This window comes from Arthrobacter agilis (genome assembly GCF_002953615.1).
Taxonomy (GTDB): domain Bacteria; phylum Actinomycetota; class Actinomycetes; order Actinomycetales; family Micrococcaceae; genus Arthrobacter_D; species Arthrobacter_D agilis_B.
Map to the genome: position 1 here is coordinate 1,193,779 of NZ_CP024915.1, position 14,232 is coordinate 1,208,010.

Below are 14,232 nucleotides of genomic sequence, written 5' to 3' on the forward strand. Positions count from 1 at the left end.
GATCCGGGGGAGGACGCCGCCCGGGCTTCCGTGGACGAGGCGGAGGTCGCCGTGAGCCAGGCACAGGTGGTCTCCGTCGACCAGGTCCTCCGTGCGGCCACCCACCTCTTCGAGGTCGGCGGTGCATCGGCGACGTCGGCGGGCAGGGCGCTCGATCGGCACTGGCGCAATGCGAGGACCATCTCCTCGCACAATCCCGCCATCTACAAGGCACGGTTCCTCGGCTACTGGGCCGTGCACGGCGAGCGCGAGCCGCTGCCTCCGGACGCCTGATCCGGGGCAGGAGCGGACAGGCCGGGACGGGGACGAGCCGGCACCGGATAGCGTGGAGGCATGACCCCTGAGTTCCGCTACGACGTGGAGATCCTGCACCTGCTCGTGTCCGGGGCGCATGCCTACTTCGGACGGGCGCGGGACGGTGCCGCCGATGTCCCCACCCTCGACGCCGACAGCGTGGACGTGGTGGAGGGCAAGGGCATCGTCGGCGACCGCTTCTTCGGCAAGGCCGCGCACATGGACGCGGCCGTCACCCTGATGGCCGTCGAGTCGCTCGAGGCCATCGCAGCCGAGGTGGGAGCCGAGCCCTTCGATGCCCTGCTCCCCCGCCGCAATGTCATCCTGCGGGGTGCCGAACTGGTGCCGCTCATCGGCCAGGACTTCGTGCTGGAGTCGGGTGACGGACACGTCGGGTTCCACGGCGGACGACACGCCCATCCCTGCGCGTGGATGGACCGCGTCCTCGCGCCGGGAGCGCACAAGGCCATGCGTGGGCGCGGCGGCCTGCGCTGCCGACCCCTGTCCAGCGGTGTCCTCCAGCGCGGCCCGGCCGTCCTGGTCAGCCCGGTCCGCCTGGATCCGGGCAGGGCTTCCCTGCCGTCCGTGCTGCGGCCCTCCCGGCTGCCCTGAGGGATCAGGCCGGCACGGCGCCGGCAGGGGCGAAGGAGACATCGGCGGTGTCGTCGACGGTCGCCGAGCGCCCCGGCGCGGACTGGTACTGCCAGTACATGTTGGTGTGCCCGATGACCTTGTCCGGTGTCGGGGCTCCCCATTCGCTCAGATCCTCGGTGGTATGGGCGTCACCGACGAGGGTGACGTCGTATCCCCGCGCGAACGCACCGTGGATGGTCGAGCGGATGCACGCGTCCGTCTGGGCGCCCGACACCACGAGCCGGCCCACGCCGGATGCCGCGAGGACGTCCTCGAGATCGGTGTCCTCGAACGAATCACCGTAGGTCTTCCGGACGAGGGGTTCGCCGGAGGACCGCTCCAGCTCCGGCACGAGCTGCCAGGGATCGCTCCCGACCTCCAGCTCGGCGTCCGAGTGCTGTACCCAGACCACCGGAACGCCTTCGCTGCGCGCCCGCGCCACCAGGGTGTTGATGTTGGACAGGACCGCATCCCGCCGGTGGGCACCGGCGACGACGCCGATCTGTACGTCGATGACCAGGAGGGCGGTGTGGGGACGGTTCTGCAAAGTGGTCATGGCTGCTCCTTCGAATGATCGGCCGACCGTGGCGCGGACCCGCCGCGTCCTCGGGCTGGGAGAAGACTACGACGACGCACCCGGCGGGGACAGGAGCATCGAGGACAGCTTCCTTCCGCGTCGGATCGGCTCCCCCGGCAGGCCGGGACAGGACAGGAACAGTCAGGCGCGGGGCAGGCGCCACCCGGCGTGTGCGGGTGGTGCCTGCCGTGGCCGGACCTAGCGGTGGCCGCCGAGGATGCCGAGCTCCACAGCTCTCGCCGCGCCGTCCGCCTCCTCCTGGGTGAGGGACCCGTCCGAGACCGCCGCGTCGAGCCGTTCCTGCAGGGCCGCCGATCGTTCCTCCTGCTGCTCGGCCCGGAGCTCGTCCAGCGCACCCTGCACCGTGGCCTCGTCCAGTCCCAGTGCCTCGGCGAGCGATGCTGCGAGCGCGGACTGCAGGGCGTCCCGGTCCGGCGTGCCTCCTGCGTCCTTCCCCGCCCCCGCGTCGTTCCGGAGGGTCTGCAGGGCGTCACTGACAGCCGACTCCTCGACCCCGAGCTTCTCGGCGAAGCCCGCCGCATCGAACCCCCCGTGGCGCCCGAACCCGCCCCCGCGGCCCTCCTCGCCCGGGGTGGCCGATGCGCTCGCCGACGGCTCGGGCGCCGCCGTCGCCGCGCTGGCCATTCCCGTGACGCCGAGGCCGGCCCCCGCCACCAGTGCGGCCGCGCCGAAGCCCAGTGCCATCTTTCTCCGCTGAATCATCGTGTCTCCTCGATCTGCCGCTCGTCGCGGTTCCGGTGGGGCCCCTACGGCCCCTGACCCACCTTCGCCATCGCGGTTGTGACCCTGCTTTCGCGATGCTGTGCACGACCTGTGACGCAGGACCCTCGTCCGCGCCCGTGCGACGGCCCGTCCCGGAGGACCACTCCGAAGGGCAGGCAGCGGCATGATTCTCCGCACCATCGATCCACAGGTGCCGCGGAGCGAAGGCTTCAGCGACGAGGAGATCGTGCAGATCGTCCGTGCCGCGGCCGCGCGCACGTCATCAGCGGCGCCCTCCACGCGCTCGCCTCGGAGATCGACGAGCGGGCCGCACCCAGCGCCGCGCTGCTGGAACCGCTCGCCCGAGCCCGCCCGTCCCGGTCAACCGGTCATCGGCCGCGGTAGGCCGCTTCGAGGGCTGCGATGTCCAGCTTGCCCATGCCCAGCATCGCCGCCATCGCGCGCTGCGCACCCTCGGCGTCGTTCCCGCCGATCAGGCTCGGCAGCACGGTGGGCACGATCTGCCACGACAGCCCGAACCGGTCCTTGAGCCAGCCGCAGCGGCTCTCCTCCCCGCCGGCCGTCAACGCGGTCCAGTAGTGGTCCACCTCCGACTGGTCGGCGCAGGCGATCTGGAACGAGACCGCTTCCGTGAAGGTGTAGAGCGGTCCGCCGTTCAGTGCGACGAACGGCTGGCCGTCGAGCTCGAAGGACACCGTCAGGGCCGGGGTGTCCGGTTCCTGGCCGGCGCGTGACAGGCTCACGATCCGCGAGTTCCTCACCACCGAGGTGTAGAGAGCCGTCGCTTCCTCGGCCTGGCCGTCGAACCAGAGGCAGGGGGTGATGGATCCCATGGGAGTGTCCTTCGCTCGTGCCGCGCTGCGCGTGCGGATGTCGCCTGAATGTAGTCCACGGGACCGGAACCGACAACCAGTAGGCTGGACGCATGCCCCGAGCCAGCCGCCCGCCCGCCAGGGCCGAGCAGTCCCCCGGCCGGTCGGCGGCGGCTCCGATCGCCTGGATCGCGCTCGATGCGGTCCTGATCCTCGCCTTCGCCGCTTCAGGCCGCAGGACGCACGAGCACGGGGTGACCGTCGCCGGCGTCCTCGAGACTGCCTGGCCGTTCCTCCTCGCCTACGCCGTCTGCTTCCTCGCGATCCGCGCGTGGCGCCTCCCCGTTGCGATCCGTCCCACCGGGCTGGTCCTGTGGCTTGGCACGGTGGCCGGCGGGCTCGCCCTCCGCGCCCTGTCGGGCGCCGGAGTGGCCGTCAGCTTCCAGATCGTGACCCTGCTGGTCCTCGGTGCGTTCCTGCTGCTGCCGCGCGTTCTCGCGCGCGTCCGCCGGGGCCGACGACGCCGTGTACGGCCGGTAGCGTAGGCCCGAGTTCCCTCCCCTCCCTGAAAGGCACGCCATGATCACCGCTTTCGTCCTCATCCAGACCGATGCGTCGCGCATCCCCGAGAGCGCCCAGGCCATCTCCGAGATCGAGGGGATCAGCGAGGTCTACTCGGTGACGGGCGAATGGGACCTCATCGCGATCGCCCGCGTGAGCCGGCATGAGGACCTGGCGGACGTCATCGCCGACCGCCTCTCGAAGATCGAGGGGATCCGCTCGACGACGACGCAGATCGCCTTCCGCTCCTACTCCCAGCACGACCTCGACGCCGCGTTCTCCCTGGGGTTCGACAGCTGAGGCTCGGCCGCGCGTCCGCTGCGTGAGCGCCGCATCAGGGCCGCGTAGGGGCCGGGCGATCAGGCGGAGCGGCTGACCTCGACCCACCGCTCGAGTACACCGGCCGCGGCCCCGGAATCGATCGAGGCGCGAGCCCGGTCCATCGCCGAACGGATCCGGTCGACGAGACCGCCCTCCGAGCTCTCGTCGAGCGCGACCAGGCCCGCCGCCGCGTTGAGGACGACGGCGTCGCGCACCGGTCCCGCCTCGCCGGCCAGCACTGCACGCACCACAGCGGCATTGCCCCTGGCATCGGTACCCCGCAGCGCGTCGACCGGGACGACGTCCAGGCCGAAGTCACCGGGATGCACCTCGTGCGCATCGACGCGCCCGCCCCGGACCTCCCAGACCGTGGAGGAGCCGCTCGTCGTCAGCTTGTCGCGGCCGTCGTCGCCGCGGAACACGAGTGCGCGGATGCCCCGCTCGGCGAGGACACCCGCCATGAGGGGCGCCATGCGGGCGTCGGCGCACCCGAGGGCCTGCGCGGTCACGCCGGCAGGATTGCTGAGGGGGCCGAGGAAGTTGAACGCCGTGGGGATACCCAGTTCACGCCGCGGCACCGCGACGTGCTTCATGGACGGGTGGAAGACCTGCGCGAAGCAGAAGGTGATCCCCGCCTGCTCGGCCGTCCGCGCGACATCGGCCGGCGCGAGGTCGAGCCGGACACCGAGTTCCTCGATGACGTCGGCCGCGCCCGAGGCGGAGGACGCCCCCCGGTTTCCGTGCTTGACAACCTTCGCGCCGGCCCCTACGGCGACGAGCGACGCCATCGTCGAGATGTTCAGGGTGTTCAGGCCGTCGCCCCCGGTCCCCACGATGTCCAGCGTGAGTCCCGCGACCTCGATCCGGTGGGCCCGTCCGAGCATCGCCTCGACCAGCCCGAGGAGCTCACCGACGGACTCCCCCTTGGCGCGCAGCGCGATCAGGAAGCCGGCGATCTGCGTATGGCTCGCCTCTCCCGCCATGATGGTGTCCATTGCCCAGCGGCTCTGCCCGGTGCTCAGATCGGTACCCGCCAGCAGGGACGAGAAGATCGACGGCCAGGTGGGTCGGTCCGCTGCAGGGCTCGTTGTCAGGCTCACCGTCCAAGATTATCTACGAATTGTAGAAAGTCATCCCGGGGAACTTCCGCGGAATTCCGGGCGTTGGGGCTCCCCGCCCCGCCACGGCAGGCTCCGGGCGGCCGTTTCGCGTTGGTGATCGCCACGATCTTGGGGACATAATGAGTCTGTGACATCTGCGACCCAAGCCCCCAGCGCCGCCCCGCATCCCGCGCTCAACCGCCCCAATATGGTTTCCGTAGGAACCGTGGTGTGGTTGTCCAGCGAGCTGATGTTCTTCGCCGGCCTCTTTGCCATGTACTTCACCCTCCGTTCCACCTCCAGCGAGCTGTGGGCCATGGAGACCGAGAAGCTGAACGTTCCGTTCGCGCTGATCAACACCGTCATCCTGGTGTCGAGCTCCTTCAGCTGCCAGTTCGGCGTCTTCGCCGCCGAGCGCCTGCAGCCGCGCCGGACGGGAGGGCTCTTCGCCTTCGCCCGCTGGGGCATGGTCGAGTGGTTCCTGCTGACCTTCCTGATGGGTGCGATCTTCGTCTCCGTGCAGGCCTACGAGTACGCGGAGCTGGTCTCCGAGGGTGTCGCGCTGTCGTCGAACGCCTTCGGATCGGCCTTCTACATCACCACCGGGTTCCACGGCATCCACGTGATCGGCGGACTCATCGCCTTCCTGTTCATCATCGGCCGGGCCTTCATCGCGAGGCGCTTCGGCCACTTCGAAGCCACTTCGGCCATCGTGACGTCCTACTACTGGCACTTCGTCGACGTCGTCTGGATCGGCCTGTTCATCATCATCTACTTCCTTCAGTAACTACCTCCTGTAATCTCTTCTACTAGAGGTAGAATTCAAGAAGGACCTCCAGCAGCTCTGGTACCACAAAAGGCAGGAAGCATTCCGTGAAGGCACTCTCCCAGAGGCGGCGTCACCCACTAGCAGCATTCGCGCTGCTCCTGATGGCGCTCCTCGTCACCGGCGGGATCTACGCCGCAGCCAGCACCGCGAACGAGGCGCAGGCACAGACCACCACGTTCACGGCGGACGACGTCGAAGAGGGCAGCAAGCTCTTCTCGGCGAACTGCGCATCCTGCCACGGCATGGGTGCGACCGGTTCGGACGCCGCACCGTCGCTCGTCGGGGTCGGCGCCGCCTCCGTCGACTTCCAGGTCGGCACGGGCCGGATGCCCATGCAGATGGACGGCCCGCAGGCGCAGGCCAAGCCCGTCCAGTTCACCGATGAGCAGATCCGGCAGATGGCAGCGTACGTCGCCTCGCTCGGTGCCGGTCCGGCCATCCCCTCCGAGGAGATCCTCGATGCTTCCGCCGGTGACGCCTCCAAGGGTGGAGAGCTGTTCCGCGTGAACTGCGCGATGTGCCATAACGCGGCAGCCGCCGGCGGTGCCCTGACCGGCGGGAAGTTCGCCCCGTCCATCGACGGCACCAGTGAGCAGCACATCTACGAGGCCATGGTCACCGGCCCGCAGAACATGCCCGTCTTCAGCGACGCGAACATCGCTCCGGAGGACAAGCAGGACATCATCGCGTTCCTCAAGACCATCGAGGAACAGGGTTCACCGGGCGGGGCAGAGCTCGGGTCGCTGGGTCCGGTCTCCGAGGGTCTGTTCATCTGGGTCGCCGGTCTGGGCGTCGTCATCGCCTTCACGGTGTGGCTCACGTCGAGGTCGTCCTGACCATCCGCCCCCCGCCTCGACAACGAATCAACAACATACCTGCGCATGCAGTACCTAAAGAAGGATGAGAGGGATCATGGCCGACTCTAGTCACGGTGCTCCGGGAACCTCGGTGACCGTCGCTACGCCAGACCGGGAGCTGGACGAGTTCGAGAACCCGGGCCTCCCGCCGCACCGGCCGCGCCTCGCGGACCGGGACCGACGCGCCGAGAAGCGTGCCGAACGCCAGGTCGCCCTGCTGTTCTTCATCTCGGTGCTCGGCACTCTGCTCTTCTTCGTCGGCTACTTCGCCATCCCGCTCAACGAGACCGTCGAGCGCCTGCGCCTGCAGAACCTGATGCTGGGTCTCGGCACCGCCTTCGCGATGCTCGGCATCGGCGTCGGCATCGTCCACTGGGCGAAGACGCTCATGCCGGACCACGAGGTCACGGAGAGCCGCCACGAGATCCGCCCCGAGCGCGATCGCCAGGACGCCGAGAAGATCGTCAACGACATCCTCGACGAGTCCGGCATCAAGCGCCGTCCGCTGATCCGCAACACGCTCCTCGGAGCTGCCATCCTGGCTCCACTGCCGGCCATCGCCATCTTCCGCGACCTCGGTCCCCTGCCGGGCAACACGCTGAAGCAGACGATGTGGGACACCGGTGTCCGCCTCACGCGCGATCCAAGCGGCACCCCCATCCGCGCCTCCGACGTCACCGTCGGCTCGGCGTTCCATGTCATCCCCGAAGGCCTCAACGAGGTCGAGAACAAGCTCGAGGAGAAGGCCAAGGCAGTCGTCCTGCTGATGCGCCTCGACCCCGAGGAACTCAATCCCTCTCCCGGCCGGGAGAACTGGGGCTACGACGGAATTGTTGCGTATTCCAAGATCTGCACGCACGTCGGCTGCCCGGTAGCGCTGTACGAACAGCAGACCCACCACCTGCTGTGCCCATGCCACCAGTCCACCTTCGACCTCGAACAAGAGTGCAAGGTGATCTTCGGTCCGGCTGCGCGTCCGCTGCCACAGCTACCCATCGAAGTCGACGACGAGGGCTACCTCGTCGCGTCAAGCGATTTCCAAGAACCCGTAGGACCTAGTTTCTGGGAGCGAGGCTGACATGAGCAGCTCAACTGCGACGCAAACCTACGTGCCGAAGACACGCGTCGGCAAGGTCACCGACTACGTCGACTCGCGCGTCGGCGGCTCCGGGATCGTCAAGGAGTTCGGGCGGAAGATCTTCCCCGACCACTGGACGTTCATGTTCGGTGAGGTGGCGCTGTACACCTTCGTCATCCTGCTGATCTCCGGAACCTTCCTCACCTTCTTCTACGATCCGTCGATGGCGGAGACCCACTACGAGGGCAGCTACCTGCCCCTGCGGGGTGTCGAGATGTCGGTCGCCTACGCGTCCTCGCTGGACATCTCGTTCGACATCCGCGGCGGCCTGTTCATGCGGCAGATCCACCACTGGGCGGCCCTGCTGTTCGCCGCTTCGGTGGCCGTGCACATGCTCCGCGTGTTCTTCACCGGTGCCTTCCGCCGCCCCCGCGAGTTCAACTGGGTCGTCGGCTGCGTCCTCCTCATCCTGAGCCTGGCCGCGGGCTTCACCGGCTACTCGCTCCCCGATGACCTGCTCTCCGGCAACGGCCTGCGCATCATCGACGGCGTCATGAAGGCCATCCCCGTCGTCGGTACGTACCTGAGCTTCTTCCTCTTCGGTGGTGAGTTCCCGGGCACCATGATCATCGGTCGCCTGTACGTCCTGCACATCCTGCTGATCCCCGCCGTGATCCTGCTGCTGATCGGTATCCACCTGTTCATGGTGGTGCTCCACAAGCACACGCAGTTCGCCGGCCCGGGCCGCACGAACACCAATGTCGTCGGCTACCCCGTCGGCCCCGTCTACGCGGCGAAGGCCGGTGGATTCTTCTTCATCGTGTTCGGTGTGCTGGCAGCGATCGCCGCAGCCTTCACCATCAACCCGATCTGGAACTACGGCCCGTACGACCCCTCCCCCGTTTCTGCAGGCACCCAGCCCGACTGGTACATCGGTTGGGTGGACGGCGCACTCCGCCTGATGCCGGGCACGATCGGCAGCAACTTCGACTTCGAGTTCATGATCCCGTTCCCCTGGGGCGTCAACGCGCTCTCGCTGAACGTCCTGATCCCGGCACTCGTACCGGCCACCATCGTCTTCGCCCTGATGTTCGCGTGGCCGTGGATCGAGGCCTGGGTCACGAAGGATCGGCGTGAGCACCACCTGCTCAACCGTCCCCGGAACGCTCCTACCCGTACGGCTATCGGCGTCGCCGGCATCGTGTTCTACTGCGTGCTGTGGGCAGCTGCCAGCTCGGACCTCATCGCCACGCACTTCCTGGTGTCGCTGAACGACGTCACGTACTGGCTGCGCTTCCTCGTGATCTTCGGCCCGATCCTCGCCTTCATGGCGACGCGCCGCATCGCCCTGGCGCTGCAGCGCAAGGACCGCGAGATCGCCCTCCACGGTCGCGAGACCGGACGCATCGTCCGCCTCCCGCACGGCGAGTTCATCGAGGTCCACGAGCCGGTCGACGACTACAAGCGCTACACGCTCGTCAGCTTCGACTCTCCGGAGGTGACGGTTCCCAAGGCCGACGCTGACGGGAAGATCGGCCTGCTCGACAAGGTCCACGGACGGGTGTCCCGGTTCTTCTTCGAGGACCGCGTCGCCCCTGTGACGCCGAAGGAGCTCTCGGCCTCCCACGGCGACCACCACGACGAGATCGCGGGCGCGAAGGACCGGGAGTCCATCGCCAGCCACTAGGGGCCACCAGCCCCGAGGATACGAGGAAGGGCCCGGACGGAGACGTCCGGGCCCTTTCCCGTTCCCAGGACGGAACGCGCCCTCGGCGGGAAGCTCTGGTCCCCGCTCCGGTGGATCAGCCGGGTATCGAAGGCGTGAACGAGCTCGCCTGTCCGTCGGTTCCCGCACATCCTTGTTACGAGAGTGCCACGGGGTCTATCGTTCTCCCTGAGACGCCTGACGATTCCTCATCCTCCAAGATGAAAGCGCCACCCGTCGTGGGTTCCGGATGAAGAATTCAAGGTGCAAGGAGCGCGATCATGGGCGCACGTAGGTCTTTCGTCGCCGGTGTGGCCTGTGCTTTCCTCGTCGCCGGTTTCTTTGCCAGCTCCGGCGATACGGGACGAGTGGCGGCGCCCGCGGCACTTCAGGCCGTCCTGGATACTCCGGGCACAGTGCACTTCACCACGAGCGGCGATATCTCCGCGAGTAGTCAGGCGGCGACCGTCCTCACGCAGGTCAGGAGTATCGACCCGGATCTGCACCTCGCCCTCGGCGACCTGTCCTACGGCGCTACCGGCGCCGAGCAGGCGTGGTGTGACTTCGTCACGTCGCGGGTGGGGGCCGGATTCCCCTTCGAGCTGCTGTCGGGCAATCACGAATCGGACGCCCTCAACGGCAACATCAACGATTTCTCGGCCTGCCTGCCGAATCAGCTGCCCGGCCTTGTCGGAACCTATGGCCGCCAGTACTACGTCGACGTGCCCGAGGTGAACCCGGTCGTGCGTTATGTGATGATCTCGCCGGCTCTCACCTACCCGGACGGGCTCTGGTCCTACAGTGCCGGTTCAGCACGCTATCAGTGGACTGCCGCCGCAATCGACGGAGCACGCGCTGCAGGGGTTCCCTGGGTTGTGGTGGGGATGCACAAGCCGTGCTTGTCCGTGGGCCAGTACAGCTGCGAGCCCGGCTCGGCCCTGATGAATCTCCTGGTGAGCAAGAAGGTCGACCTGGTGTTGAGCGGGCACGAGCACCTCTACGCACGGTCCAAGCAGCTCGCACACGGACCATCCTGTTCCTCTGTCACGCCGGGCACCTATACCGCCGGCTGCGTCAGGGACGCTGACAACAGCCTGGTCAAGGGTGCCGGCACGGTGTTCGCCATCGTAGGAACGGGGGGAACTCCCCTTCGCGACGTCGACCAGGGCGACACGGAGGGACAGTACTTCGCCGCCTCCTCCGGCCTGAACGCCCAACCGGCTTTCGGCAACCTCGAGGTATCGGCGACGGCAACGTCCCTGGCTGCCGACTTCCGCCCGGCGGGTACAGCCGCCTTCACGGACTCGTTCACGATCACCGCGGGTACGTCGACAAACGAACCCCCGACGGCCTTCTTCACGTCCTCCTGCACGGACCTGACCTGCTTCGTGGACGGCTCGGCTTCCAGCGATCCTGATGGTTCGATCGCCGGATACGCCTGGACCTTCGGAGACGGCGCAACGGCGATCGGTGCTGTCGCGTCCCACTCCTATGCGACGGCCGGCACGTACACGATCGGGCTCACCGTCACCGACAATGCCGGCCAAACTACTGCGACGACGCGGTCCCTGACGGTGGCGACTCCCGGCCAGCCCGTCGGCCTGGCCACCGATACTTTCTCCCGTACAGTCACCAACGGCTTCGGCACGGCGGAGGTCGGCGGTTCGTGGACCACGACCGGCACGTCGTCGCGGTACTCCGTCTCGGACACGGGGCGGGTCGTGTTCTCTACGCCCGGTGTCACGAACAACGCCTACCTCGCAGGCGTGTCGTCGACCGCGACCGATCTGAGGATGACGGTCTCGGCCGACAAGAGGGCCACCGGCAATGGGATCTACGTATCGCCGATCGCACGGCGAGTCCTCGGGGTGGGTTCCTACCAGGCGAAGATCGTGCTCCGCTCGACAGGCGCGGTAGGTCTCTCGCTGGCGCGTGCCAATGCCACGGGTGGCAGCGAGGTCGTCCTCCAACCCGCGATCGACGTACCGGGGCTGACCCTGGCCGCCGGCGATATCCTCGCGGTGCGGGTGCAGGCCTCCGGAACCAACCCCACGACACTCCGAGCGAAGGTCTGGAAGTCCGGCAGTGCTGAACCGGCGGCGTGGCAACGATCAGTGACGGACACGACGGCCGGGCTCCAGGCCGCCGGCGGGATCGGCGTCAATATGTACCTCTCCAGCACCGCGACGAATGCGCCGGTGACCTTGGCTCTCGATGACCTGAACGCTGTGACTCCCACACCGTAGCCGATCTGCACGGACCTGGTCGCGCCGAACCGGTGCAAGGGACCGGGCACAGGATCGATGTCCTACGGCCTCATCGGTCGCATCGCTACCCCAGTCTCTTCGAGGTGTAGGCGCGCGGCGTCCGCACGCCTGGCCGCTGCAGGGGAACCCACAGTTTGTAGCGGTCCGCGCGGTAATAGGACACCGAGTAGTCGATCATCGCGCGCGCCACGTAGGCGTGGCGCTGGATCTTCAGCAGGGGCGCGTTCATCTCGACGTTGAGCAGCCGTGCGATGGACGGCGACGCCGCCGTGGCCTCGATGGTGTCCTCACCCCACTCCATCACGAGGCCGTACTTCTCGCTGAGCACGTTGTACAGGGACGTCGGTGGCGGGTCATCCAGGATCCCCTTCACCCGGTGTGCCGGGATGAAGTTCTCGTCGACGCTCATCGGCTCTCCGTCGGCGAGGAGCTGTCGACGGAAACGGACCACGGGCTGGCCGATCTCGATCTGCAGTTCCCGTGCCACCAGCGGCGTGGCACCCTGCTGTTCAAAGCTCAGCACCCGTGCGTCGGGCACCATGCCGCGCCGTATCATCTCCTCGGTGTACGAGGTCATCTTCATGTGGAGGTCCATCTTGCTGCGCGCCACGAAGGTACCGAGTCCCACGATGCGCTCGAGGATCTCCTCCGCGACAAGGGCGTCGATGGCCTGTCGCACCGTCATGCGGGCCACACCGTAGTACTCGCTCAGCCTGCGCTCCGACGGGATGCCCGCTCCCGGGTCCCCGGACTCGACCACGTATCGCCTCAGGCTCTCCCGGAGCTGGACATGCTTCGGCACGGCGGACCCCTCATCGAGGAGCTCGGCGTCGAAGGGGCGCGGCAGCACCGCCATGGATCCGTCCCCCTCCTCGTTCCCGGGTCCGCCTGTCCGGCGGCACTACCGACTGTACTTAAACGGAAGGGAGCCCGCACGTGGCGGGCTCCCTCGCGGTCCTTCCGGTGGACTTCTCCTAGTGCGCGTGGTCTCCGCGGCTGTACTCGAAGACCCAGCCGACCAGGGCGATCACGGCCAGGCCGAGGCCGATGTACAGGATCCAGAATCCGATCGCGATACCGAGGAAACCGGTTGCGGCCGAGATGCCGAGGACCAGCGGCCACCAGCTCCACGGGCTGAAGTGGCCCTGCTCGCCGGAACCCTCGTGGATCTCGGCGTCGAGCCGGTCCTCCGGGCGTGCACCGACGCGCTTGCCGGTGAAGGCGAGGTAGAAACCGATCATGCCGGCGAGGCCGCCGACCAGGAGGATCCCGAGCAGGCCGACCCACTCGGACCATTCCGTCAACCACCCGTAGATGATCGCGACCGGCACGAAGATCGGGACACCGAAAAGGAACAGGTTCTTCTCGATCCTCATGCTTTGGCGTCCTTCCGGTCGGCGGAGCCCAGGGCCTGGCCCACGGCGCTGTCATCGGGGGTGTGGGTCTGCTGCAGCTCGGGGTGGTGCAGGTCGAGCGCAGGGCGCTCCGAGCGGATGCGCGGCAGCGAGGTGAAGTTGTGGCGCGGCGGCGGGCACGAGGTCGCCCACTCCAGCGAGGCACCGAAGCCCCACGGATCGTCGACCTCGACCTTCTTACCGGTCCGCCAGGTGATGTACACGTTCCAGAAGAACGGGATGAGCGACGCCCCGAGGACGAACGAACCGATCGTGGAGAACTGGTTCATCGCGGTGTAGCCGTCCTCCGGCAGGTAGTCCGCGTAGCGGCGGGGCATGCCCTCGACGCCGAGCCAGTGCTGGATGAGGAACGTGGCGTGGAAGCCGAGGAACAGCATCCAGAAGTGGATCTTGCCCAGGCGCTCGTTGAGCATCTTGCCGGTGAACTTGGGCCACCAGAAGTAGAACCCGGCGAACATCGCGAACACCACGGTGCCGAAGACCACGTAGTGGAAGTGGGCGACCACGAAGTACGTGTCCGAGACGTGGAAGTCCAGCGGCGGCGAGGCCAGGATGATGCCGGTCAGACCACCGAAGAGGAAGGTCACGAGGAAGCCGAGGCTCCAGAGCATCGGCGTCTCGAAGGTCAGCGACCCGCGCCAGAGCGTACCGATCCAGTTGAAGAACTTCACGCCCGTCGGAACGGCGATGAGCATCGTCATGAAGGCGAAGAACGGCAGCAGGACCGCGCCGGTGACGTACATGTGGTGTGCCCAGACCGTCACGGAGAGCGCGGCGATGGCGATCGTCGCGTACACCAGGCCCTTGTAGCCGAAGATCGGCTTGCGGCTGAACACCGGGAAGATCTCCGAGACGATGCCGAAGAACGGCAGAGCGATGATGTAGACCTCGGGGTGGCCGAAGAACCAGAAGAGGTGCTGCCACAGGATGGCACCGCCGGCCTCCGGGTCGAAGATGTGGGCGCCGAAGCGGCGGTCGGCGCCGAGGGCGAACAGGGCGGCGGCCAGCGGCGGGAAGGCCATCGGGATGGCCGAAGAAC

15 protein-coding genes and 1 pseudogene are annotated in these 14,232 nt (G+C 67.6%); 9 read left to right on the forward strand and 7 right to left on the reverse strand.

Annotated features, from left to right (window positions below):
* A pseudogene (locus tag CVO76_RS05700) lies at window positions 1-273 on the forward strand (acyl-CoA dehydrogenase family protein); the annotation flags it as partial.
* Window positions 274-333: 60 nt separating this feature from the next.
* Complete coding sequence (locus tag CVO76_RS05705; protein ID WP_133080529.1) at window positions 334-906, forward strand: MOSC domain-containing protein; 573 nt, start codon at window positions 334-336, stop codon at window positions 904-906.
* A gap of 4 nt (window positions 907-910) precedes the next feature.
* Here CVO76_RS05705 and CVO76_RS05710 read toward each other — a convergent pair whose 3' ends face one another.
* The 3 genes from CVO76_RS05710 to CVO76_RS05720 all read right to left on the reverse strand — a co-directional run bounded on the left by CVO76_RS05710 (window position 911) and on the right by CVO76_RS05720 (window position 3,081).
* A complete protein-coding gene (locus CVO76_RS05710; RefSeq protein ID WP_208741159.1) occupies window positions 911-1,483 on the reverse strand; it encodes a cysteine hydrolase family protein in 573 nt (190 codons plus the stop codon).
* A gap of 219 nt (window positions 1,484-1,702) precedes the next feature.
* Entirely contained in the window at window positions 1,703-2,227 is a 525-nt protein-coding gene (locus CVO76_RS05715) for a hypothetical protein (RefSeq protein WP_208741161.1), read from the reverse strand.
* A 389-nt stretch (window positions 2,228-2,616) separates the two neighbouring features.
* The gene (locus CVO76_RS05720; RefSeq protein ID WP_208741163.1) at window positions 2,617-3,081 is read right to left on the reverse strand and encodes a VOC family protein; all 465 of its coding nucleotides are present in this window, start codon (window positions 3,079-3,081) and stop codon (window positions 2,617-2,619) included.
* A 92-nt stretch (window positions 3,082-3,173) separates the two neighbouring features.
* On the opposite strand from CVO76_RS05720, the gene CVO76_RS05725 reads away from it, so the two are divergent.
* A complete protein-coding gene (locus CVO76_RS05725; RefSeq protein ID WP_208741164.1) occupies window positions 3,174-3,605 on the forward strand; it encodes a DUF3054 domain-containing protein in 432 nt (143 codons plus the stop codon).
* A gap of 34 nt (window positions 3,606-3,639) precedes the next feature.
* The gene (locus CVO76_RS05730; protein ID WP_055771154.1) at window positions 3,640-3,921 is read left to right on the forward strand and encodes an Lrp/AsnC family transcriptional regulator; all 282 of its coding nucleotides are present in this window, start codon (window positions 3,640-3,642) and stop codon (window positions 3,919-3,921) included.
* Between the two features lie 59 nt (window positions 3,922-3,980).
* Here CVO76_RS05730 and trpD read toward each other — a convergent pair whose 3' ends face one another.
* Window positions 3,981-5,042, reverse strand: coding sequence for an anthranilate phosphoribosyltransferase (gene trpD / locus CVO76_RS05735; RefSeq protein WP_208741166.1), 1,062 nt, complete (start codon window positions 5,040-5,042; stop codon window positions 3,981-3,983).
* Window positions 5,043-5,190: 148 nt separating this feature from the next.
* Between trpD and ctaE the strand changes: the two genes are divergently transcribed.
* The 5 genes from ctaE (at window position 5,191) to CVO76_RS05760 (ending at window position 11,757) form a co-directional block, all read left to right on the forward strand.
* The gene (ctaE, locus tag CVO76_RS05740; RefSeq protein WP_133080535.1) at window positions 5,191-5,829 is read left to right on the forward strand and encodes an aa3-type cytochrome oxidase subunit III; all 639 of its coding nucleotides are present in this window, start codon (window positions 5,191-5,193) and stop codon (window positions 5,827-5,829) included.
* A gap of 86 nt (window positions 5,830-5,915) precedes the next feature.
* A complete protein-coding gene (gene qcrC, locus CVO76_RS05745) occupies window positions 5,916-6,707 on the forward strand; it encodes a cytochrome bc1 complex diheme cytochrome c subunit (protein ID WP_133080536.1) in 792 nt (263 codons plus the stop codon).
* Between the two features lie 76 nt (window positions 6,708-6,783).
* Window positions 6,784-7,806 (forward strand): cytochrome bc1 complex Rieske iron-sulfur subunit, encoded by a 1,023-nt coding sequence (gene qcrA / locus CVO76_RS05750; protein ID WP_208741168.1) that lies wholly within the window; start codon window positions 6,784-6,786, stop codon window positions 7,804-7,806.
* Window position 7,807: 1 nt separating this feature from the next.
* Window positions 7,808-9,493 carry a cytochrome bc1 complex cytochrome b subunit gene (gene qcrB / locus CVO76_RS05755; protein WP_133080538.1) on the forward strand — a complete coding sequence of 562 codons (1,686 nt, stop codon included), beginning with the start codon at window positions 7,808-7,810 and terminating at the stop codon, window positions 9,491-9,493.
* 299 nt (window positions 9,494-9,792) lie between these two features.
* Window positions 9,793-11,757 (forward strand): PKD domain-containing protein, encoded by a 1,965-nt coding sequence (locus CVO76_RS05760; RefSeq protein WP_208741170.1) that lies wholly within the window; start codon window positions 9,793-9,795, stop codon window positions 11,755-11,757.
* Window positions 11,758-11,842: 85 nt separating this feature from the next.
* Here CVO76_RS05760 and CVO76_RS05765 read toward each other — a convergent pair whose 3' ends face one another.
* The 3 genes from CVO76_RS05765 to CVO76_RS05775 form a co-directional block, all read right to left on the reverse strand.
* A complete protein-coding gene (locus tag CVO76_RS05765; protein WP_133080539.1) occupies window positions 11,843-12,634 on the reverse strand; it encodes a GntR family transcriptional regulator in 792 nt (263 codons plus the stop codon).
* Between the two features lie 118 nt (window positions 12,635-12,752).
* Window positions 12,753-13,154, reverse strand: a complete 402-nt coding sequence (locus tag CVO76_RS05770; protein ID WP_133080540.1) for a cytochrome c oxidase subunit 4 — start codon at window positions 13,152-13,154, stop codon at window positions 12,753-12,755.
* Window positions 13,151-14,232: cytochrome c oxidase subunit I (locus CVO76_RS05775; RefSeq protein WP_208741172.1), on the reverse strand; the 1,082-nt coding region annotated here is incomplete at its 5' end. The genes CVO76_RS05770 and CVO76_RS05775, both read right to left, overlap by 4 nt.

Coding starts and splice junctions, on each gene's coding strand:
- CVO76_RS05765 (WP_133080539.1), bottom strand. CDS start 12,634: ATGGCGGTGCTGCCGCGCCCCTTCGACGCCGAGCTCCTCGATGAGGGG.
- CVO76_RS05715 (WP_208741161.1), bottom strand. CDS start 2,227: ATGATTCAGCGGAGAAAGATGGCACTGGGCTTCGGCGCGGCCGCACTG.
- CVO76_RS05720 (WP_208741163.1), bottom strand. CDS start 3,081: ATGGGATCCATCACCCCCTGCCTCTGGTTCGACGGCCAGGCCGAGGAA.
- CVO76_RS05730 (WP_055771154.1), top strand. CDS start 3,640: ATGATCACCGCTTTCGTCCTCATCCAGACCGATGCGTCGCGCATCCCC.
- CVO76_RS05705 (WP_133080529.1), top strand. CDS start 334: ATGACCCCTGAGTTCCGCTACGACGTGGAGATCCTGCACCTGCTCGTG.
- CVO76_RS05710 (WP_208741159.1), bottom strand. CDS start 1,483: ATGACCACTTTGCAGAACCGTCCCCACACCGCCCTCCTGGTCATCGAC.
- qcrA (WP_208741168.1), top strand. CDS start 6,784: ATGGCCGACTCTAGTCACGGTGCTCCGGGAACCTCGGTGACCGTCGCT.
- CVO76_RS05770 (WP_133080540.1), bottom strand. CDS start 13,154: ATGAGGATCGAGAAGAACCTGTTCCTTTTCGGTGTCCCGATCTTCGTG.
- qcrB (WP_133080538.1), top strand. CDS start 7,808: ATGAGCAGCTCAACTGCGACGCAAACCTACGTGCCGAAGACACGCGTC.
- CVO76_RS05760 (WP_208741170.1), top strand. CDS start 9,793: ATGGGCGCACGTAGGTCTTTCGTCGCCGGTGTGGCCTGTGCTTTCCTC.
- CVO76_RS05725 (WP_208741164.1), top strand. CDS start 3,174: ATGCCCCGAGCCAGCCGCCCGCCCGCCAGGGCCGAGCAGTCCCCCGGC.